The sequence below is a fragment of the Streptomyces sp. NPDC001606 genome (assembly GCF_053596835.1).
Map to the genome: position 1 here is coordinate 79,935 of NZ_JBSFHC010000002.1, position 18,690 is coordinate 98,624.

The 18,690-nt window shown below is 71.8% G+C and carries 14 protein-coding genes; 4 read left to right on the forward strand and 10 right to left on the reverse strand.

The features are described 5' to 3' along the window. Positions 1 to 41: 41 nt before the first annotated feature. Together ACWCV9_RS04750 and ACWCV9_RS04755 are read left to right on the forward strand one after the other, a co-directional pair. Entirely contained in the window at positions 42 to 1,640 is a 1,599-nt protein-coding gene (locus ACWCV9_RS04750) for an MFS transporter (protein WP_450784294.1), read from the forward strand. After that, entirely contained in the window at positions 1,637 to 2,281 is a 645-nt protein-coding gene (locus ACWCV9_RS04755) for an isoprenylcysteine carboxyl methyltransferase family protein (protein ID WP_450784295.1), read from the forward strand. Before ACWCV9_RS04750 ends, ACWCV9_RS04755 begins: the two co-directional genes overlap by 4 nt. 15 nt (positions 2,282 to 2,296) lie before the next feature. On the opposite strand, the gene ACWCV9_RS04760 is transcribed toward ACWCV9_RS04755, so the two are convergent. From ACWCV9_RS04760 to ACWCV9_RS04770, 3 genes are all read right to left on the reverse strand, one after another. Then, positions 2,297 to 3,742, reverse strand: coding sequence for an aldehyde dehydrogenase family protein (locus ACWCV9_RS04760; RefSeq protein WP_450784296.1), 1,446 nt, complete (start codon positions 3,740 to 3,742; stop codon positions 2,297 to 2,299). A 137-nt stretch (positions 3,743 to 3,879) separates the two neighbouring features. After that, a complete protein-coding gene (locus ACWCV9_RS04765; protein ID WP_450784297.1) occupies positions 3,880 to 5,487 on the reverse strand; it encodes a PucR family transcriptional regulator in 1,608 nt (535 codons plus the stop codon). Between the two features lie 106 nt (positions 5,488 to 5,593). Next, the gene (locus tag ACWCV9_RS04770; protein ID WP_450784298.1) at positions 5,594 to 8,020 is read right to left on the reverse strand and encodes an ATP/GTP-binding protein; all 2,427 of its coding nucleotides are present in this window, start codon (positions 8,018 to 8,020) and stop codon (positions 5,594 to 5,596) included. Positions 8,021 to 8,303: 283 nt separating this feature from the next. On the opposite strand from ACWCV9_RS04770, the gene gabT reads away from it, so the two are divergent. Both gabT and ACWCV9_RS04780 read left to right on the forward strand, forming a co-directional pair. Continuing rightward, the gene (gene gabT, locus ACWCV9_RS04775; RefSeq protein ID WP_450784299.1) at positions 8,304 to 9,638 is read left to right on the forward strand and encodes a 4-aminobutyrate--2-oxoglutarate transaminase; all 1,335 of its coding nucleotides are present in this window, start codon (positions 8,304 to 8,306) and stop codon (positions 9,636 to 9,638) included. Positions 9,639 to 10,017: 379 nt separating this feature from the next. Next, positions 10,018 to 10,698 carry a phosphatase PAP2 family protein gene (locus tag ACWCV9_RS04780; RefSeq protein ID WP_450784300.1) on the forward strand — a complete coding sequence of 227 codons (681 nt, stop codon included), beginning with the start codon at positions 10,018 to 10,020 and terminating at the stop codon, positions 10,696 to 10,698. Here the strand turns inward: ACWCV9_RS04780 and ACWCV9_RS04785 are convergent. From ACWCV9_RS04785 to ACWCV9_RS04815, 7 genes are all read right to left on the reverse strand, one after another. Beyond that, the gene (locus ACWCV9_RS04785; protein WP_450784301.1) at positions 10,695 to 11,153 is read right to left on the reverse strand and encodes a hypothetical protein; all 459 of its coding nucleotides are present in this window, start codon (positions 11,151 to 11,153) and stop codon (positions 10,695 to 10,697) included. The two genes, ACWCV9_RS04780 and ACWCV9_RS04785, sit on opposite strands and share 4 nt — an antisense overlap. A 141-nt stretch (positions 11,154 to 11,294) precedes the next feature. Then, positions 11,295 to 12,725 (reverse strand): NAD(P)/FAD-dependent oxidoreductase, encoded by a 1,431-nt coding sequence (locus ACWCV9_RS04790; RefSeq protein ID WP_450784302.1) that lies wholly within the window; start codon positions 12,723 to 12,725, stop codon positions 11,295 to 11,297. 36 nt (positions 12,726 to 12,761) lie between these two features. Beyond that, positions 12,762 to 13,562 (reverse strand): ABC transporter permease, encoded by an 801-nt coding sequence (locus tag ACWCV9_RS04795; RefSeq protein WP_450784303.1) that lies wholly within the window; start codon positions 13,560 to 13,562, stop codon positions 12,762 to 12,764. Beyond that, positions 13,562 to 14,491, reverse strand: coding sequence for an ABC transporter permease (locus ACWCV9_RS04800; protein ID WP_450784304.1), 930 nt, complete (start codon positions 14,489 to 14,491; stop codon positions 13,562 to 13,564). Before ACWCV9_RS04800 ends, ACWCV9_RS04795 begins: the two co-directional genes overlap by 1 nt. After that, a complete protein-coding gene (locus ACWCV9_RS04805; RefSeq protein WP_450784305.1) occupies positions 14,491 to 15,648 on the reverse strand; it encodes an ABC transporter ATP-binding protein in 1,158 nt (385 codons plus the stop codon). The genes ACWCV9_RS04800 and ACWCV9_RS04805 overlap by 1 nt, the downstream gene beginning before the upstream one ends. Continuing rightward, complete coding sequence (locus tag ACWCV9_RS04810) at positions 15,645 to 16,892, reverse strand: ABC transporter substrate-binding protein (protein ID WP_450784306.1); 1,248 nt, start codon at positions 16,890 to 16,892, stop codon at positions 15,645 to 15,647. Before ACWCV9_RS04810 ends, ACWCV9_RS04805 begins: the two co-directional genes overlap by 4 nt. A gap of 117 nt (positions 16,893 to 17,009) precedes the next feature. After that, complete coding sequence (locus ACWCV9_RS04815; protein ID WP_450784307.1) at positions 17,010 to 18,551, reverse strand: gamma-aminobutyraldehyde dehydrogenase; 1,542 nt, start codon at positions 18,549 to 18,551, stop codon at positions 17,010 to 17,012. Positions 18,552 to 18,690 lie beyond the last annotated feature (139 nt).

The following is an 18,690-nucleotide window of genomic DNA, read 5'->3' on the forward strand; positions in this document are numbered from 1 at the left end:
AGTCCCTCCGCCGTACGACCAGACAAGGATGCCGACCGCCCATGACTCTCACCCCCGCGCACCACGAAGGAGTGGCGGCCGGACCGGACCAGGTGGCGCACCGCCGGGTGCTGTGCGTGATGTGCCTGGCGCTGATGCTGGTCACCGCCTCCATGTCCGCGCTGAATCTGGCCCTCCCGGACATCGGCCTCGACCTGTCGGCCTCCTTCACCTCGCTCACCTGGATCGTCGACAGCTACACGGTGGCCCTCGCCGGCCTGGTGCTGCCGCTGGGCGCCCTCGGTGACCGGGTCGGCCGCCGTGCCGTGCTGATCGCCGGAACCTTCGTCTTCGGCGGGGCCGCCTTCGCCGCGGCCGTGTCCTCCAGCAGCACCGGTCTCGTCGGGTGCCGGGTGGTGATGGGCCTGGGCGCCGCGATGATCATGCCGGGGACCCTGTCGACCATCACCGGCGTCTTCCCGGCGCACCGGCGCGCCAAGGCGGTGGCGATCTGGTCCGGCTGCGCCGCCGCGGGGTCCATCCTCGGCATGCTCGGCTCCGGAGCCCTGCTGGAGTACTTCTCCTGGAGGTCGATCTTCGTGGCCCTCGGCTGCGGCGCCCTGGCCGCGGCGGTGGCGTCCGGCGTGTGGGCCCCGGAGTCCAAGGACGCCTCCCCCGGCCGTTTCGACGCCGCCGGAGCGGTCTGCACCGCTCTCGCGCCGGGCGCGCTGGTGTACGCGCTGATCGCGGGCAGCGACCAGGGCTGGGGCACGCCCGAGGTCGTCGTCGCCCTGGTCGTCGCGGTGGCGGCCGGCACCGCCTACGCCCTGCTGGGGCTGCGCGCCGAGAACCCGCTGCTGGACCCGCGGCTGTTCCGCGTGCGGGAGTTCTCCCTGGGCAGTGTGGCGCTCACCGTGCAGTTCATGGTCCTGTTCGGCTTCTACTTCGTGGGCCTCCAGTACCTGCGGCTGATCCTCGGCTACGGCCCGCTGAAGTCCGCCGTCGCGCTGGTGCCGGTCGCCCTGGTCGTCGTACCGACCTCGCTGGCCACTCCGCCGCTGGTGCGGCGGGCGGGCAGCCGGGTGGTGATGACGTGCGGTCTGGTGCTGCTCGCCTCCGGGCTGATCTCCATGTCGCTGCTGACGGCCGCCTCCGGGTATCCGCCGTTCCTCGGCAGTCTGCTGCCGGCCGGTCTCGGCATCGGCCTGATCGGGGCCGCGGGCACCTCCGCACTGACCGGCTCGCTGCCCCCCGACCGGCAGGGCGTGGCGTCGGCCGCCAACGACGTCACCCGGGAGGTCGGGGCGTCCCTCGGCATCGCGCTCATGGGCTCCGTCTTCGGCAGCCACTACCGGTCCTCGCTGACGGTGGACCTCGGCCGGCTGCCCGAAGCCGCGGCCGCCGCGGTGCGCCGCTCGCCGGTCGGCGGGCTGTACGTCGCGGATCTGCTCGGGCCGCGGGGGGCGGCGCTCGCCGCGGACGTCCGGAACGCGTTCATGAACGGCATGTCCGCGGCGGTCCTCGCGGTGGCCGTGGTCACCGCCGCGGCGATCTGCCATCTCGCCCTGAGCGGGCGGCGGAAGGGCTCCGGCCGGCCCGCGCCGGCGGCGGAGCGGACGGCCCTGCGCGCGGCCGCGGAGGACTCGGGAGCGGTCGAGTGACCGCCCTCGGCACTGCGGTGGTCCCGCTCGGGGCGCTGCTCCTGGTCGCCGCCGTCTGCTGTGTGCGCGTGGTGGAGCTGTCGGTGGCCCGGCGCAACACCCGCTGGGCCGCCGCCCACGGCGGTGTGGAGTACGGCCACCGGCGCTATCCGGTGGTGATCGTGCTGCACACCTGCCTGCTCGCCGGGCTGCTGCTCGAAGTCGCCCTGGCCCACCGCCCGTTCGTGCCGCCGGTCGGCTGGTCCGCGGTGGCCGTGCTGGTGCTGGTGCAGGGCGTGCGCGGGTGGTGCATGCGCGCCCTCGGGCCGCGCTGGAACACGCGGATCGTCGTCGTCCCCGGTCTGGCCCTGGTGCGCCGGGGGCCGTACCGGCTCCTGCGGCACCCCAACTACAGCGCCGTGGTGCTGGAGGGCATGGCCCTGCCGATGGTGCACACCGCCTGGCTGACCGCCGTGCTGTTCACCATCGTCAACACGGTCTTCCTGGTCTCCTGGGCGCGGCTGGAGGACCGGGCGCTGGCGCTCGCGGCGAGCGGGTGCGTGAGCGGGGCGGGCCGGCCGCTGTCACCGGGGCGACGGGGTGCCGGAAAGGCGAACGGCCGGAGCCCCCGCACAGTGGGCTCCGGCCGTTCTGTTATCTGACCTGTCCGTGGCAGGTCAGAGCGCGAGGCCGGTCAGGACCAGCACGCGCTCGTAGGTGTAGTCCTCCATCGCGAACCGCACGCCTTCGCGGCCCACACCGGACTGCTTGGCGCCGCCGTACGGCATCTGGTCGGCGCGGTAGGACGGGACGTCGCCGATCACCACACCGCCGACCTCGAGGGCACGGTGGGCACGGAAGGCGGTCTGGAGGTCGTGGGTGAACACGCCCGCCTGGAGGCCGTACTTGGAGCTGTTGACCGCGGCGAAGGCCTCGTCCTCGCCGTCCACCTTCTGCACGGTGAGGACCGGTCCGAAGACCTCCTCGCAGGCGAGGGTGACGTTCTCCGGTACGTCGGTGAGGACGGTCGGCGCGTAGGAGGCGCCGTCGCGGTCACCGCCGGTGAGCAGCGTGGCACCGGCCTCGACGGCCTCCTTCACCCAGGACTCCACGCGCTTCGCGGCGTCCTCGCTGACCAGCGGGCCGACGTCCGTCTTGGCGTCGCTCGGGTCGCCGGTGACCTGGGCCTCGACGGCGGCGACGATGCGCGGCAGCAGACGGTCGTGGACGGAGGCGTCGACGATCACGCGCTGCACGGAGATGCAGGACTGGCCGCCCTGGTAGTTGGAGAAGGTCGCGATGCGGCTCGCGGCCCAGTCCAGGTCGGCGTCGGAGGCGTAGTCGCCGAGGACGACCGCGGCGCCGTTGCCGCCCAGCTCCAGGGTGCAGTGCTTGCGCGGCACCGAGTCCATGATCGCGTAGCCGACCTTGTCGGAGCCGGTGAAGGAGATCACCGGCAGGCGCTCGTCCTGGACCAGGGCGGGCATCCGGTCGTTGGGCACCGGCAGGACGCTCCAGGAGCCGGCCGGCAGGTCCGTCTCGGCGAGCAGCTCGCCGAGGATCAGGCCGGACAGCGGGGTGGCCGGGGCGGGCTTGAGGATGATCGGCGCGCCGACCGCGATCGCCGGGGCGACCTTGTGGGCGCACAGGTTCAGCGGGAAGTTGAACGGCGCGATACCGAGGACGACACCCTTCGGGAAGCGCCGGGTGAGCGCGAGGCGCCCCTGGCCGCCGGCGTCGGTGTCGAGCCGCTGGGCCTCGCCGCCGTTGAACCGACGGGCCTCCTCGGCGGCGAACCGGAACACGGAGACGGCACGGCCGACCTCGCCGCGGGCCCACTTGATGGGCTTGCCGTTCTCGGCGGAGATCAGCTGGGCGATCTCCTCGGTGCGCTCGGCCAGCCGCTTGCTGACGTGGTCGAGGGCGGCGGCGCGGACGTGCGCCGGGGTGGCGGCGAACTCGTCCCGCACGGCGTACGCGGCGGCCACGGCCTCCTCGACCTGGGCGTCGCTCGGCACGCTGACCTTGCCGACGAGCCGGCCGTCCCACGGGGAGGTGACGTCGAAGGCAGCGTCGCCGGTGACCTGGCGGCCGGCGAGCCAGAAGGCATGGGTGGAAGTCATGTGCGAGTCCCGGCCCTTCCGCGTTGGGGGTGCTTGTCTTTCGTGGTCCACGGTAGGGCGGGCCCGGCCGGAGGTCGTTTGTCCGCGCAGTAGCAGTCGGGCCGGATGGTGCTACGGATTGGCGGAGTAGCGCCTGGTCACTCCGGCGAGGTCGCCTTGAGGGCGAGCCACAGCTCCATCCGGACGTCCGGGTCGTCCAGGCTGCGCCCCAGGATCTCCTCGACCCGGCGCATCCGGTACCGCAGGGTGTGCCGGTGCACCCCGAGGTCCGCCGCGGCCGCGTCCCACTGGCCGTGCCGGGACAGCCAGGCCCGCAGCGAGGCGACCAGATCCCCGCGCCCGGTCGCGTCGTGCTCGTGCAGCGCGCGCAGCAGCCCGTCGGCGAACGCCTTCACCGCGTCGTCGGCGAGCAGCGGCAGCACGGACCCGGCGGCCAACTGCTCGTGCTCGACCAGCACCCGGCCGCGCCGCCGGGCCACCGACAGCGCCTGCTCGGCCTGCTTGTAGGCGGCGGCAGCGGCGATCGGCCCGGCCGGTGCGGACAGGCCGACGACCAGCTCCTGCTCCTCGGCGGCCGCCTTCTCCGGTACCGCGCGCGCCGCCTCCAGCGTCGCCGCGTACTGGGTGCACGCGGCGGCGGCCGCGCCCCCGTCCGCGGCCAGCACGACCAGCCGCTCCCCCTCGGGTACGACCAGGACGGCCTCGCCGGCGCGGGCGGCGGCGGACTCCACGGTCTCGCCGAGCGCGCCCAGCGGATCCCCGGCCGCGGCGGTGCCCTGCCCCCGGGCGGCGGCCGGGCCGGGCACCGACTCGGCGACGATCATCCGGAACGGCGCGTCGAGCAGCCCGCCGTACAGGTCCCCGGCGACGGCCCGGGCGTGGTCGGGCTCGGCGGCGAGCAGCATGCGCAGCACCGCCGCGCCGACCCGCTGCTCGGCCGCGTGCAGGGAGCGGGAGCGTTCGGTGGTGAGGGTGAGCAGGGCGATGGCGGAGTGGACGGCGTAGCGCTCGGCGGTGCCGAGGGCGGCGGCGGTGCCCACGGCGAGGGCGGCGCGGGGCCGTCGTCCGGTGCCCAGCGAGTGCAGTTCGACCCGGTCCTCGTGGTCCGGGCCGCCGACCACGGACGACGCCGGCGCGGGCCGGTCCCGCAGCCGCTCCACGTCCCCGGTGAGCCGTGCGGCCCGCCGGCCGGCCCACTCCGGTGCGGCGGCGACGACGGCGCCCGAGGCGTCGTACAGCGCGGCCCATCCGTCGACCTGGGCGGCGAGGGCGCCGAGCAGTCCCTCGGGCCCGGAGCCGAGCGCCTGCCTGGTCAGCTCGCGCTGGGCGGCGAAGCCGGCGGTGACCGCCCGGTACTGGTCGGCGGCGATGGCGGCGGAGACGGCCTTGCTGATGGCGAGGAAGGGGGTACGGCGCGGCACTTCGAGCAGCGGCAGCCCCTCGGCGGCGCACGCGTCGACCAGCGCCCCCGGAACCTCCTCGTAATTCACCCCCACGGCGAAACCGAGCCCCACGACCCCCGCCCCGGCGAGCCGCTTCACATACCGGCGCATCACCTCGGGGTCCTCCGCGTCCAGCTTCAACGCGGTGATCAGCAGCAGCTCGCCGCCCTCCATGTACGGCACGGGGTCGGCCAGCTCGCTGACGTGCGCCCAGCGGACGGGCACGTCGAGCCGGTCCTCGCCCGCGCGCACGGTCAGCTTGAGCGCGGAGTGGTGGACAAGGGAGGCGAGCGTCAGGGGCATGGGGCCTTCACGGTGAGGAGATCCGGTGATCGTTGCGATCTATTGGCCGTCACGTATGAACAACCTAAGCCGATTCTGCCTCACCGTACGATCCCGGGCGGCCACCTCACCCCCGCAGATCCACCAGCAACGGCGGCGCGTGCTCCCCCCGGACGGTGGTCAACGACAACACGGCATGCCCGGCGGGAACGCCATGCGCCAACTCAGAAGCAGACCACCGCTCCCGCTCGACCTGCCGAACGGTGACGGCCTCCGTGGTCACCGCCTTGCCAGTCACCAGCTTGCGCAGGGCGTGGATCGCGCGGGTCATCGGCTGGTCCGCGAAGACGGTGTGCCGGGCGATGTCCCGGGTCTCCACCCACTGGGTCCCCCAGGCATCCGCGAACCTGCTGCCGTCCCATGTGGTGACCCCGGAGAACGCCATACGACAGCCGACGGCCGCGTACAGCGGCCCGTGCAGCGCCTCGGGTACGTCGCCGACCGTGCGCAGGGCGAGCACCACGCCCGCGTTCCGGGAGCGCAGACGCTGGATGCGGCGGACCGACTCGGTCGTCACCGCGCCGGTGGCGTCGTCGAGGACGAGGCATGCGAAATGCTCCCGTTCCCCTGCCGTCGCGACGGACCCGAACTGTGCGAGTACCAGCCGGGTGACGATCCGGGACGCCTCTTCGTGGCCGCGTTCGGGCAGGTCGATACGGACCCGCAGCGGGTGGTGGGCGATGGCACGCAGGGAGAACGGGCGGGGGCTGCCGCCGTCCGCGCCGAAGAACTCGGCGAACGCCGGACGGTCCAGCACGGCGAGCCGGTCGGCCAGGACGGGGCCGGGATCGCCCGCGCTGCCCGCCTGCCGCGCACGCGCATCGAGCTCGCGGCGCATCGCCGCATGCTCCGGCCCCTCCAGCGCCGTGTGCAGCGCGGCCAGCGCCGCGGGCTCCCCGTCCAGGAGTTCACGCAGCACAGGCAGCGTCGGGAAACGTCCGTACGCCGCCCGGTAGGGCCCGAGAAGCTGGGCGAGTGCGGTGGCCGCCCGCTGCCCGCTCGCCGCGTCCAGGTCGCCGGCCAGCCCCTCGGCCAGGAAGGCGGCCGCCTCGTCCGGGTCGTCGGATTCCGCGTACGGGTCGAGGTCGTGCACGGACGCGGGGTCACCGAGGCGTACGACGACGTCATAGGCGGCGTCCGGCCCGAGCGGAGTACCCGCCGCGCAGACCGCGACGACGGCGCACCGCCCGGCGAGCGCCTGTAGTCCGAGCGACTCCACGACGGGCCGGATCAGGTGGTGCGTCTTGCCGGAGCCCGAGGGCCCGACGGCCAGCAGTGACGTGCCGAGGGTCTCCGGTGCCAGCGCGGCCCCGGCACCGACGTAGGCGGGCGGAGTGCGATCCCCCGCCACCCACTGTCCGATCCGCACCTGCCCGGCGAGCAGATCGTGCCGGGCGGCCCGGCCCGGCAGATCCCGCACACCGGAGGGATGCGTCCAGGCGGCGGCACCCTCGCGCACCACCGTGTCGGTGAAGGAGGCGAGCCGAGCCCTCGCACGGCTCACGGTCCACATATGGCCGATCCGGACGCAGTCGACGTCGTTCATGCGGCCGGCGTGCACCTCGGCGGCGAGCACGTCCGCCGCCTGATGCTGACCGGCCTCCCGCAGCTCGGGCCACTGCGACGGCCGCCGCTCCACGGACGACGTGGGGGTGGGCTGGGCCGTCTTCGCCCGTTCTCGGGCGGCGAGCCTCTCCTTGACAAGGGGCCACCAGCCGCCGAGCCGGGCGAACGGCCACAGCACCAGCAGCGTGACGAGCAGGTACAACCCGTCCGTGAGCAGCTGCGAGCCGAACACGGCATAGCCGCCGGTGACCAGGACGACCAGGGAGAAGACCGGGTCCTGTACGGGCAGCGCGTCCCAGCCGAGACCGAACGCGCTGGGGAAGACGAAGGCCAGTGCGACCAGTGCACCGAGGGCGGCGAGGAGGGCCCGCGCGGGTTGCTCACGGCGGGCGACCAGGTGCCGGATGATGTCGGACCAGCTGCCCAGACGCGCCATGGCGTAGACGAGGAGGGCGAAGACCACGCCGTCGGCGACCGTGATGGCCTCGGCGCCCTGGTAGGTCTTGGGTGTCGTCGTGCCGCCCCACCACCAGTCGTCCGGGGTGAGCAGCTTGAGGATGGTCCACTGGTAGGGGATGCTGCCGTGCCGCCACAGGGACCACAGGAGCAGGCCCGCCACCAGGGGGACGACGAAGCCGACGATGGTCACGGGGGCCAGGCGCTGTCCCTGCGACGCGGCCTTGGCCTGACGGTAGCCGTAGCGCCAGATGCCGGGCTCGGCGGACGGGCGCGGCGCGTCGAGCCAGTCGGCGACCGCCGGGCGGGGATGTGGTGGATGCGAGGGGCGGGGGGACTGGGCGGCCAGGGGCGGCATGTCCGGTGCCCTCGTCGGCCGTGGCGGCACCGCGGGGTTCTCCCGTGGGGGGGTTGGGTGGGGTAGGGGGGTTGGATGGGTGCCGCGTGGGTCGCGGGTGTTGTTGCTGTCCATCCGTCTGCCCCCTGACCAGCCGGTCCGTCCGTCATCAGCCATCAGCGAGCCAATCTAACGCCCCGGCAAGGGGAGTTCACCGCTTACACGGCCGACAGGCGCCGCCGGGCGAGTGGTGTGCGGGCCCACGGCTATGTCCATGGCGGACAAGCCGGGCCTCCGACAACGCCCACATGGAGCATGCCCAGCCTCCACCCCCGGCCCTAGCCTGCGAAGAAAGAGTAGGTAAGCGTCCGAAAAACGCACCCCGTACCGCCGCCCGAAAGATCATCAGGGAGCCCCCATGACCGCACTTCCGCAGGAGCGCCGCGTCGTCACCGCCATCCCCGGCCCGAAGTCGCAGGAGCTGCAGGCCCGCCGCACCGCCGCGGTCGCGCAGGGCGTGGGCTCGGTGCTGCCGGTGTTCACCACGCGCGCGGGCGGCGGCATCATCGAGGACGTCGACGGCAACCGCCTCATCGACTTCGGGTCCGGCATCGCCGTGACCAGCGTCGGCGCCTCCGCCGAGGCCGTCGTACGGCGTGCCTCCGCCCAGCTCGCCGACTTCACCCACACCTGTTTCATGGTCACCCCGTACGAGGGGTACGTGGAGGTCGCCGAGGCGCTGGCCGAGCTGACCCCGGGTGACCACGCCAAGAAGTCCGCGCTGTTCAACAGCGGTGCCGAGGCCGTCGAGAACGCCGTGAAGATCGCGCGTGCGTACACCAAGCGGCAGGCCGTGGTGGTGTTCGACCACGGGTACCACGGGCGCACCAACCTCACCATGGCGCTCACCGCGAAGAACATGCCGTACAAGCACGGCTTCGGGCCGTTCGCGCCCGAGGTGTACCGCGTGCCGGTGGCGTACGGCTACCGCTGGCCGACCGGTGCGGAGAACGCCGGCCCCGAGGCCGCCGCGCAGGCCATCGACCAGATCACCAAGCAGGTCGGCGCGGACAACGTCGCCGCGATCATCATCGAGCCGGTGCTGGGCGAGGGCGGCTTCATCGAGCCGGCCAAGGGCTTCCTCCCGGCGATCCGCCAGTTCGCCGCGGACAACGGGATCGTCTTCGTCGCGGACGAGATCCAGTCCGGCTTCTGCCGGACCGGCCAGTGGTTCGCCTGCGAGGACGAGGGCATCGTCCCGGACCTCATCACCACCGCCAAGGGCATCGCCGGTGGTCTGCCGCTCGCCGCCGTCACCGGCCGCGCGGAGATCATGGACGCCGCGCACGCCGGCGGGCTCGGCGGCACCTACGGCGGCAACCCGGTCGCCTGCGCCGGTGCGCTCGGTGCCATCGAGACCATGAAGGAGCTCGACCTCAACGGCAAGGCCAAGCGCATCGAGGAGATCATGAAGGGTCGCCTCACCGCCATGGCCGAGAAGTTCGACATCATCGGCGACATCCGCGGGCGCGGCGCGATGATCGCGATCGAGCTGGTCAAGGACCGCACGACCAAGCAGCCGAACCCGGAGGCCACCGCCGCGCTGGCCAAGGCCTGCCACGCCGAGGGCCTGCTGGTCCTGACCTGTGGCACCTACGGCAACGTGCTGCGCTTCCTGCCCCCGCTGGTCATCGGCGAGGACCTGCTGAACGAGGGTCTCGACATCATCGAGCAGGCGTTCGCGGCCGTCTGAGCAGTTCCTGAGCGTCTGCGGCAGGGCGTGTGAAGAAGGTGTGCGAGGTGGATGACGGGAGGCCGATCCGTCTGCCCAAGCGCCACCGCCTGCCGTAGGTTCTCTCGGGATGAGAGATACACCCCGCCCACAGGGGACTGTGGGCGGTCTCAGGCCGAGGCCTCCCCAGCTTCGACCTGGCCGTGCCCTCGCGCACACGACCGGGGCCTGACGGCTCCGGGATCTCCTCACCGATCGGACGGTCGCCGCCCCAAACCCCCCGGGGCGTGCGACGTTCCGGTCCGGACGGCCGCCTCGGAACCATCCCCCCTGTTCCGGGGCGGCCGACCTCCTTCCCCCGCTCCCTCTCCCGGGACACCGCACCTGCGAAGCTGGGCCCGTGTCGTCCCGTCGCCCGTTCCGCCCGGCCCTTCTCCTCGCCGTCCCGGCCGTTCTCTTCGCCCTGATCACCTGGCAGGTGACCGGCCACGGCCCGCTGCTGCGGCTGGACTCCCGGCTCAGCCGGGCCCTCGTCCATCCGGACCGCCCCTCCCAGCTGCTCTCCGACCTCGGCGACATCCAGGTCGCCGTCCCGGTGCTCGCGCTCGTCATCGGGTACGCCCTGTGGCGGGGCCGGGCCACCCGGACCGCCCGCTGGTGGGTGCCACCGCTCGGCGCCGCCGTGCTGATGGCGGTCGTACCGGCGATCGTGGTGCCGCTCAAGGACTGGACCGCCCGGCCGGGAACCCCCGTGGTGCCCCCGGCCGTCGGCTACTACCCCTCCGGCCATACGGCGACCGCGGCCGTCGCCTACGGCTCGGCGGTCCTGCTGCTGCTCCCCCGGCTGCGCTCCCCGGCCGCCCGCCGAGGCCTGGTCGCCGGCTGCGCGCTCCTGGTGCTCGGGGTGTCGTACGGCCTGGTCCGGCACGGCTACCACTGGCCGCTGGACGTGGTGGCCAGCTGGTGTCTGTGCTCCGTGCTGCTGGCCGTCCTCGCCCTCGTGATCAGCCGGAGTACGCGTCGAACGTCTTCCGGAGCTGTCGAGGGTGGGAAATGTAAGCGGCCCCCTGAGGCCGCCTAGTCGCGCTCGCCCCGCGGTCCGGCCTGGCCCGCCGCGGCCTCGTGCATCGCCAGCTCCAGCAGCGCCGGATCGGTCAGCGTGCCCGAGCCGTCCGGCGGTACCAGCCAGCGCACCCCCCGGGTGGCCCGGCCCGGGTACGGCACGACGATCCAGGTGCCCGGCCCGGCGGTCCGGACACCGGTGCCGAGCCAGCGGGTCGCGGTGCCCGGCGGCACGAAGAACCCGACCCGGTTGTCGCCGAAGTCGGCGAGCACCGGGCCGGGTCGGTCGAGGACGCGGGTGAGCACGTCCAGGGTCGGATGGCCGAGGTCGCCCGGCAGGATCAGCACGTCCCAGGCCCGGCCGGCGGGCAGCAGCGCGACCCCGAGCGGGTTGCGCTCCCATTCCCAGCGGCAGGCGTCGGGATCCGGCGCGACCGATGTCAGCCACTCGACCGCCGTCTTCGCCCCACTCATCGAAGGCCTCCCTCTCGCTCCTTCCCGCGCCCGGCCGTCGGGCCCGGGGTGTCGGGAGGAGAGAGGGAGGCCGCTCGGGGAGCATTACGCGACTTCCGCGCACCGGGAGTTGTGAGCTGGATCACACATCCGGAACTGGCTTCAGCTGTCGAAGCCCAGCCCCAGCCGGTCCATGGCCCGCAGCCACAGATTGCGCCGGCCGCCGTGGGCGTCCGCGCGGGCCAGGGACCACTTGGTGAGGGCGATCCCGGTCCAGGCGAACGGCTCCGGCGGGAACGGCAGCGGCTTCTTGCGGACCATCTCCAGCCGGGTCCGCTCGGTGTCCTCGCCGTCCAGCAGGTCCAGCATCACATCGGCGCCGAAGCGGGTGGCGCCGACCCCGAGGCCGGTGTAGCCGGCCGCGTACGCCACCCTGCCCTGGTGCGCGGTGCCGAAGAACGCCGAGAACCGCGAGCAGGTGTCGATCGCGCCACCCCAGGCGTGGGTGAAGCGGACGCCCTCCAGCTGCGGGAAGCAGGTGAAGAAGTGCCCGGCGAGCTTGGCGTACGTCTCCGGGCGGTCGTCGTACTCCGCCCGCACCCGGCCGCCGTAGTGGTGGACGGCGTCGTAGCCGCCCCACAGGACGCGGTTGTCGGCGGACAGCCGGAAGTAGTGGAACTGGTTGGCCGAGTCGCCGAGGCCCTGCCGGTTCTTCCAGCCGATCGCCGCCAGCTGGTCGGCGGTGAGCGGCTCGGTCATCAGCGCGTAGTCGTAGACCGGGACGGTGTAGGAGCGGACCCGGCGCAGCAGGCTGGGAAAGATGTTGGTGGCGAGCACGACCTTGCGGGCGCGCACCGAGCCGTACGGGGTGGTCACGGCCATCCCGGCGCCGTACTGCTTCAGGGTCAGCGCCGGGGTGTGCTCGTGGATCCGCACACCGAGCCGGAGGCAGGCCCGCTTCAGGCCCCAGGCCAGCTTCGCCGGGTGCAGCATGGCCACGCCCCGGCGGTCCCACAGGCCCGCCTCGAAGGTGGGCGAGTTCACCTGTTCGCGCACGGCGTCGGCGTCCAGGAACTCGACGCCGTCCGCGAGGCCCCGCTGCTCCAGCTCCCGGTGCCAGTCGCGCAGCTCCCAGGCCTGGTAGGTCTCGGTCGCGACGTCGATCTCGCCGGTGCGCTCGAAGTCGCAGTCGATGCCGTGCCGGGCGACGGCCGCCTCGATCTCGTCGAGGTTGCGCCGGCCCAGCTCCTCCAGCCGGTGGATCTCGTCCGGCCAGCGGGCCACGCCGTTGGCCAGCCCGTGGGTGAGGGAGGCGGCGCAGAAGCCGCCGTTGCGGCCGGAGGCGGCCCAGCCCACCTCGCGGCCTTCCAGCAGGACCACATCCCGCTGCGGGTCGCGCTCCTTGGCGTTGAGCGCGGTCCACAGTCCGCTGTACCCACCGCCGACGACCAGCAGGTCGCAGGTCTCGGCGGTGGTCAGCGCGGGCTCGGGGTGGGGCTTGCCAGGGTCTTCCAGCCAGTACGGGACCGGCTGGGCTTCGGAGAGAGAGGCGATCCAGTTGTCTTGGCCACGGCTCATGGCGCTTGGGGCCATGATTTCAACTCCCTACAGAGGAATCCCCGAAAAGGCTTATGCCTTTTGCTTGCTACGGCGGTTGGTGATGAGCATCGAGGTCAGTGTGATGAGCACCGCGACGAGGAACATGGCCGTGCCGATCACATTGATCTGGACCGGTGTTCCGCGCTGCGCCGAACCCCAGACGAACATGGGGAAGGTGACCGTCGAGCCGGCGTTGAAATTGGTGATGATGAAATCGTCGAAGGAGAGCGCGAAGGACAGCAGCGCTCCCGCGGCGATTCCGGGTGCCGCGATCGGCAGGGTGACCCGCAGGAAGGTCTGCACGGGGCCGGCGTACAGGTCCCGGGCGGCCTCCTCCAGGCGCGGGTCCATCGACATCACGCGCGCCTTGACCGCGGTGACGACGAAGCTCAGACAGAACATGATGTGGGCGATGAGGATCGTCCAGAAGCCCAGCTGGGCCCCCATGTTGAGGAACAGGGTGAGCAGCGAGGCGGCCATGACGACCTCGGGCATCGCCATCGGCAGGAAGATCAGCGAGTTCACCGCGCCGCGCGCGCGGAAGCGGTAGCGGACCAGCGCGAAGGCGATCATCGTGCCGAGGGCGGTCGCGCCGACCGTCGCCCAGACCGCGATCTGGAGGCTGAGGGACAGCGAGCCGCACATGTCGGCGACGCCGCACGGCTGCTTCCAGGCGTCCAGGGAGAACTGCTGCCACGCGTAGTTGAAGCGCCCCTTCGGTTTGTTGAAGGAGAACACCGTCACGATGACATTGGGCAGCAGGAGATACGCGAGCGTCAGAAGTCCCGCGATGACGACGAGACGGCGCTTGAGCCAGTTGACGAAGGGCATTAGACCAGGTCCTCCGTCCCCGACCGGCGGATGTAGATCGTGACCATGGCCAGGATCGCGGCCATGAGGATGAAGGAGAGGGCCGCCGCCGTCGGATAGTCCAGAATCCGCAGGAACTGCGTCTGGATGACATTGCCGATCATGCGGGTGTCGGTGGAGCCGAGCAGTTCGGCGTTGACGTAGTCACCGGCCGCCGGGATGAAGGTCAGCAGCGTGCCGGAGACCACGCCCGGCATCGACAGCGGGAAGGTCACCTTGCGGAAGGTGGTCCAGGGCCGCGCGTACAGGTCGCCGGCGGCCTCGTGCAGCCGTCCGTCGATCCGCTCCAGCGAGGTGTACAGCGGCAGGATCATGAACGGCAGGAAGTTGTACGTCAGTCCGCACACCACCGCCAGCGGGGTGGCGAGGACGCGGTCGCCGGCCGTCCAGCCGAGCCAGTTGGTCAGGTCCAGGATGTGCACCGCGTTCAGGGCGTGCACGACCGGGCCGTTGTCGGCGAGGATCGTCTTCCAGGCGAGGGTGCGGATCAGGAAGCTGGTGAAGAACGGCGCGATCACCAGGATCATGATCAGGTTGCGCCAGCGGCCCGCGCGGAAGGCGATCAGATAGGCCAGCGGATAGCCGAGCAGCAGGCACAGCAGGGTCGACGCGGCCGCGTAGAGGACGGACCGCAGGAACTGCGGCCAGTACTCGGACAGGGCGTCCCAGTAGGTCGCGAAGTGCCAGGTGACCTTGTAGCCGGTCTCCAGCGAGCCGGTCTGCACGGAGGTGGAGGCCTGGTAGATCATCGGCAGCGCGAAGAACACGACCAGCCAGAGCATGCCGGGCAGCAGCAGCCAGTACGGCGTCCAGCGGCCTCGCTTGCGCGGTGGCTTGCGCTTCGGCTCGGCGGGGGCGAGCGGCGGTGGCGCCTCGGTGAGGGTCGACATCAGGCGGCCGCCTCTTCCTCGGTGCCCGCATCGATGTCTTGGGCGGCGTCGAGACCGAAGGTGTGCGCCGGGTTCCAGTGCAGGACGACGTCGGCGCCGGGCACCAGCCGGCCGTCGCGCTCGACGTTCTGGACGTAGACCGCCAGCTCGTCGCAGACCGGGCTGTCGATGACGTACTGGGTGGAGACGCCGATGAAACTGGCGTCGGCGATCCTGCCGGTCAGGCGGTTGCGCCCCGCGGGGATCGAGCCCGCGTCGTCGGCGTGGGTGAGCGCGATCTTCTCGGGGCGGATGCCGACCAGGACCTTGCCGCCGGTCCGGGCCGGCGCGGAACAGCGCGCCGCGGGCAGCACCAGCTTGCCGTCGGCCGCCTTGAGCACGATGTCGTCGCCGCTCTTGGTGTCCACCTCGGCCTCGATGAGGTTGGAGGTGCCGAGGAAGTTCGCAACGAACGTCGACCGCGGGTTCTCGTAGAGGTCGTCGGGCGAGCCGAGCTGCTCGACGCGGCCGGCGTTCATCACGGCGACCGTGTCGGCCATCGTCATGGCCTCCTCCTGGTCGTGCGTGACATGGATGAAGGTGATGCCGACCTCGGTCTGGATGCGCTTCAGCTCCAGCTGCATCTGGCGGCGCAGCTTGAGGTCGAGGGCGCCGAGCGGCTCGTCGAGGAGGAGCACCTTGGGGTGGTTGATGAGCGCGCGGGCCACGGCGACGCGCTGCTGCTGGCCGCCGGAGAGCTGGTGCGGCTTCTTGCGCGCCTGCTCGCCGAGCTGGACCAGCTCCAGCATCTCCTCGACCTGCTTCTTCACGCTCTTGATGCCGCGCCGGCGCAGACCGAAGGCGACGTTCTCGAAGATGTCGAGGTGCGGGAAGAGGGCGTAGGACTGGAAGACGGTGTTGACCGGCCGCTTGTACGGCGGCAGGTGGGTGACGTCCTGGTCGCCGAGGCGCACGGTGCCGCCGCTGGGCTCCTCCAGGCCCGCGATCATGCGCAGGGTGGTGGTCTTGCCGCAGCCGGAGGCGCCGAGCAGGGCGAAGAAGGAGCCCTGCGGCACGGTCAGGTCCAGGGGGTGTACGGCGGTGAAGGCGCCGTACGTCTTGGTGATCCCGGAGAGGCGGACGTCGCCGCTGTTGTCTGGTGTCGTCATCGTCGTCACGCCCCTGTGAGCTTCGAGAACTTCTGCTGGTAGGTCGTCTCTTCCTTCGCACTCAGGGAGCGGAAGGCATGGGACTTCGCCTGCATGGCCTTGTCGGGGAGGATCAGCGGGTTGTTCGCCGCCTCCTTGTCGATTTTCGCGAGATAGGGCTTCACTCCCGCGACGGGGCTCACGTAGTTGATGTAGGCGGCCAGCTCGGCGGCGGGCTCGGGCTCGTAGAAGTAGTCGATGAGCCGCTCGGCGTTCGTCTTGTGACGCGCCTTGTTGGGGATGAGCATGTTGTCGGTCGACGTCATGTAGCCGCTGTCGGGGAGGACGTAGCCGATGTCCGGGCTGTCGGCCTGGAGCTGGACGATGTCGCCGCCCCAGGCGATGCAGGCGGCGAAGTCGCCCTTGCTGAGGTCGGACGTGTAGTCGTTGCCGGTGAAGCGGCGGATCTGGCCCTTGTCGACGGCCTTCTGGAGGCGGGCGGTCACCCTGTCGTAGTCGTCGGCGGTGAACTTCGCCGGGTCGATGCCCATGTCGAGCATGGTCATGCCGATGCTGTCGCGCATCTCGGTGAGGAAGCCGACGCGCCCCTTGAGCCTGGGGTTGTCGAGCAGGTCGGAGACCGACTTCACCTCGATGCCGTCGAGCGCCTTCTTGTTGTAGGCGATGACGGTGGAGATGCCCTGCCAGGGGTACGAGTACGCCCTGCCCGGGTCCCAGTCGGGCGCGCGGAACTGGTCGGACAGGTTCGCGAAGGCGTGCGGCAGGTTGGCGGGGTCCAGTTTCTGGACGTACCCCAGCCGGATCATGCGCGCGGCCAGCCAGTCGGTGAGGACGACCAGGTCGCGGCCGGTGTCCTGGCCGGCGGCGAGTTCCGGCTGGATCTTGCCGAAGAACTCGTCGTTGTCGTTGATGTCCTCGGTGTACTTGACCTGGATGCCGGTCCGCCTGGCGAACGCGTCGAGCGTGGGGTGGTGCTTGCCCTTGTCGTCCACGTCGATGTACTCGGGCCAGTTGGAGAAGTTGACGACCTTCTCCTTGGCCGAGTGGTCGTCGGCGGAGACGCCGCCTTGCGTCTTGGTCGCCGCGGGGATCCCGCAGGCGCTCAGCGCCCCGAGTCCGCCGACCGCGAGCGCGCCGCCCGCGGAGGCGCGCAGCAGCGAGCGGCGGGTCATGGCGGCCCTGCCGCTCCGCATGCTGCGCCGTATGGCGGCGACTTCGACCGGTGTCAGGCGGTCGGGCTCGTACTGCTCCATGCGCGTGGTGCCCTTTCGGGAGGGTTGGGTGGTCGGCCTGGTCGAGGGCCGGGACGTCACACCCGGCAGCAGCCGGGCCGCTTGCGTTGTCCGGCGCGGAACGCCGGACGGCGGCTGCTACCGGTCCCCGAAGATCGTGCGGTGCCAGTCCTTCTCGGCGACCGCCGTATTGTCGAACATTACGTGCTTGACCTGCGTGTACTCCTCGAAGGAGTACAGCGACATGTCCTTGCCGAAGCCGGACGCCTTGTAGCCGCCGTGTGGCATCTCGCTGATGATCGGGATGTGGTCGTTGATCCACACGCAGCCGGCCCGGATGTCACGGGTGGCGCGGTTGGCGCGGTAGACATTGCCGGTCCACGCGGAGGCGGCGAGGCCGTACGGGGTGTCGTTGGCCAGCCGGATGCCCTCATCATCACCGTCGAACGGGAGGACCACCAGTACCGGGCCGAAGATCTCGGACTGGACGATCTCGCTGTCCTGGGCCGCGTCGGCGATCAGGGTGGGCCGGTAGTAGGCGCCCCGCTCCAGCTCGCCCTTCGGCGCCTCGCCGCCGGTCACCACGCGCGCGTAGGCACGTGCCCGGTCCACGAAACCGGCGACCCGGTCCCGCTGGGCGTGCGAGACGAGCGGCCCGAGGTCGGTGCCGGGGGCGAAGGGGTCGCCGAGCCGTACGGTCTCCATCAGCGCGGCGGTCCGCTCGACGAAGGCGTCGTAGAGCGGTCGCTGGACGTACGCGCGCGTGGCGGCCGTGCAGTCCTGCCCGCTGTTGATGAGCGCCCCCGCGACCGCGCCGTGCACGGCCGCCGTCAGGTCGGCGTCGTCGAAGACGACGAAGGGCGCCTTGCCGCCCAGCTCCAGGTGGAGCCGCTTGACGGTGGCGGTGGCGACCTCGGCGACCCGCTTGCCGATCGCGGTGGAGCCGGTGAAGGAGGTCATGGCCACGTCCGGGTGGCCGACGAGATGCTCGCCCGCCTCCCGGCCGGTGCCGGTGACGATGTTGATCACCCCGTCGGGGATCCCGGCCTCGGTCGCGGCCTGCGCGAACAGCAGCGAGGTGAGCGGGGTCAGCTCGGCGGGCTTCAGTACGACCGTGTTGCCTGCGGCGATGGCCGGGAGGATCTTCCAGGCGGCCATCTGGAGCGGATAGTTCCAGGGCGCGATGGAGCCGACGACGCCGATCGGCTCGCGCCGGACGTACGAGGTGTGGTCGCCGGAGTACTCACCGGCCGACTGCCCCGCCAGATGCCGGGCGGCGCCCGCGAAGAAGGCGGTGTTGTCGATGGTGCCCGGCACGTCGAATTCGCGGGTGAGCTTGAGCGGCTTGCCGCACTGGAGGGACTCCGCGCGCGCCAGCTCCTCGGCACGGCCGGCGTCGGCGAGCACGGCGGCGAACCGGTGCAGGGCCTCCGAGCGCTCGGCCGGGGTGGCCGAGGACCAGCCCGGGAAGGCCTCCCGGGCGGCGGCGACGGCCGCGTCGACGTCGTCGGTGCCGGCCAGCTCGTAGGTGTACACCTCGGCGCCGGTGGCGGGGTCGACCACGGCGTGGTGACGGCCCGAGGTGCCCTTCGTCAGCCGGCCCGCGATGAACTGCGCGCCGTCGGCGAATGTGTCCTCGGCGGGAAATCGGTCCGGGGTGGCGGTGCCCGGGTTGTGCATGTCGCTCTCCTCCGCCGTACGCCCCGTGACGGGGGTGGGTGGCGTAGCTCCAGCTCGATTTGAGTGCCGATCCTGACAGAGCACTAGGACTCCAACAAGTGATTCCGTTGTTGCCTTTTGGTTACGCAACGGAATCTGT

What these genes read in the sequence shown, in the direction of transcription:
- ACWCV9_RS04750 (WP_450784294.1), top strand. Translation starts at nt 42, where the DNA reads ATGACTCTCACCCCCGCGCACCACGAAGGAGTGGCGGCCGGACCGGAC.
- ACWCV9_RS04760 (WP_450784296.1), bottom strand. Translation starts at nt 3,742, where the DNA reads ATGACTTCCACCCATGCCTTCTGGCTCGCCGGCCGCCAGGTCACCGGC.
- ACWCV9_RS04765 (WP_450784297.1), bottom strand. Translation starts at nt 5,487, where the DNA reads ATGCCCCTGACGCTCGCCTCCCTTGTCCACCACTCCGCGCTCAAGCTG.
- ACWCV9_RS04770 (WP_450784298.1), bottom strand. Translation starts at nt 8,020, where the DNA reads ATGGACAGCAACAACACCCGCGACCCACGCGGCACCCATCCAACCCCC.
- gabT (WP_450784299.1), top strand. Translation starts at nt 8,304, where the DNA reads ATGACCGCACTTCCGCAGGAGCGCCGCGTCGTCACCGCCATCCCCGGC.
- ACWCV9_RS04785 (WP_450784301.1), bottom strand. Translation starts at nt 11,153, where the DNA reads ATGAGTGGGGCGAAGACGGCGGTCGAGTGGCTGACATCGGTCGCGCCG.
- ACWCV9_RS04790 (WP_450784302.1), bottom strand. Translation starts at nt 12,725, where the DNA reads ATGGCCCCAAGCGCCATGAGCCGTGGCCAAGACAACTGGATCGCCTCT.
- ACWCV9_RS04795 (WP_450784303.1), bottom strand. Translation starts at nt 13,562, where the DNA reads ATGCCCTTCGTCAACTGGCTCAAGCGCCGTCTCGTCGTCATCGCGGGA.
- ACWCV9_RS04800 (WP_450784304.1), bottom strand. Translation starts at nt 14,491, where the DNA reads ATGTCGACCCTCACCGAGGCGCCACCGCCGCTCGCCCCCGCCGAGCCG.
- ACWCV9_RS04810 (WP_450784306.1), bottom strand. Translation starts at nt 16,892, where the DNA reads ATGGAGCAGTACGAGCCCGACCGCCTGACACCGGTCGAAGTCGCCGCC.
- ACWCV9_RS04815 (WP_450784307.1), bottom strand. Translation starts at nt 18,551, where the DNA reads ATGCACAACCCGGGCACCGCCACCCCGGACCGATTTCCCGCCGAGGAC.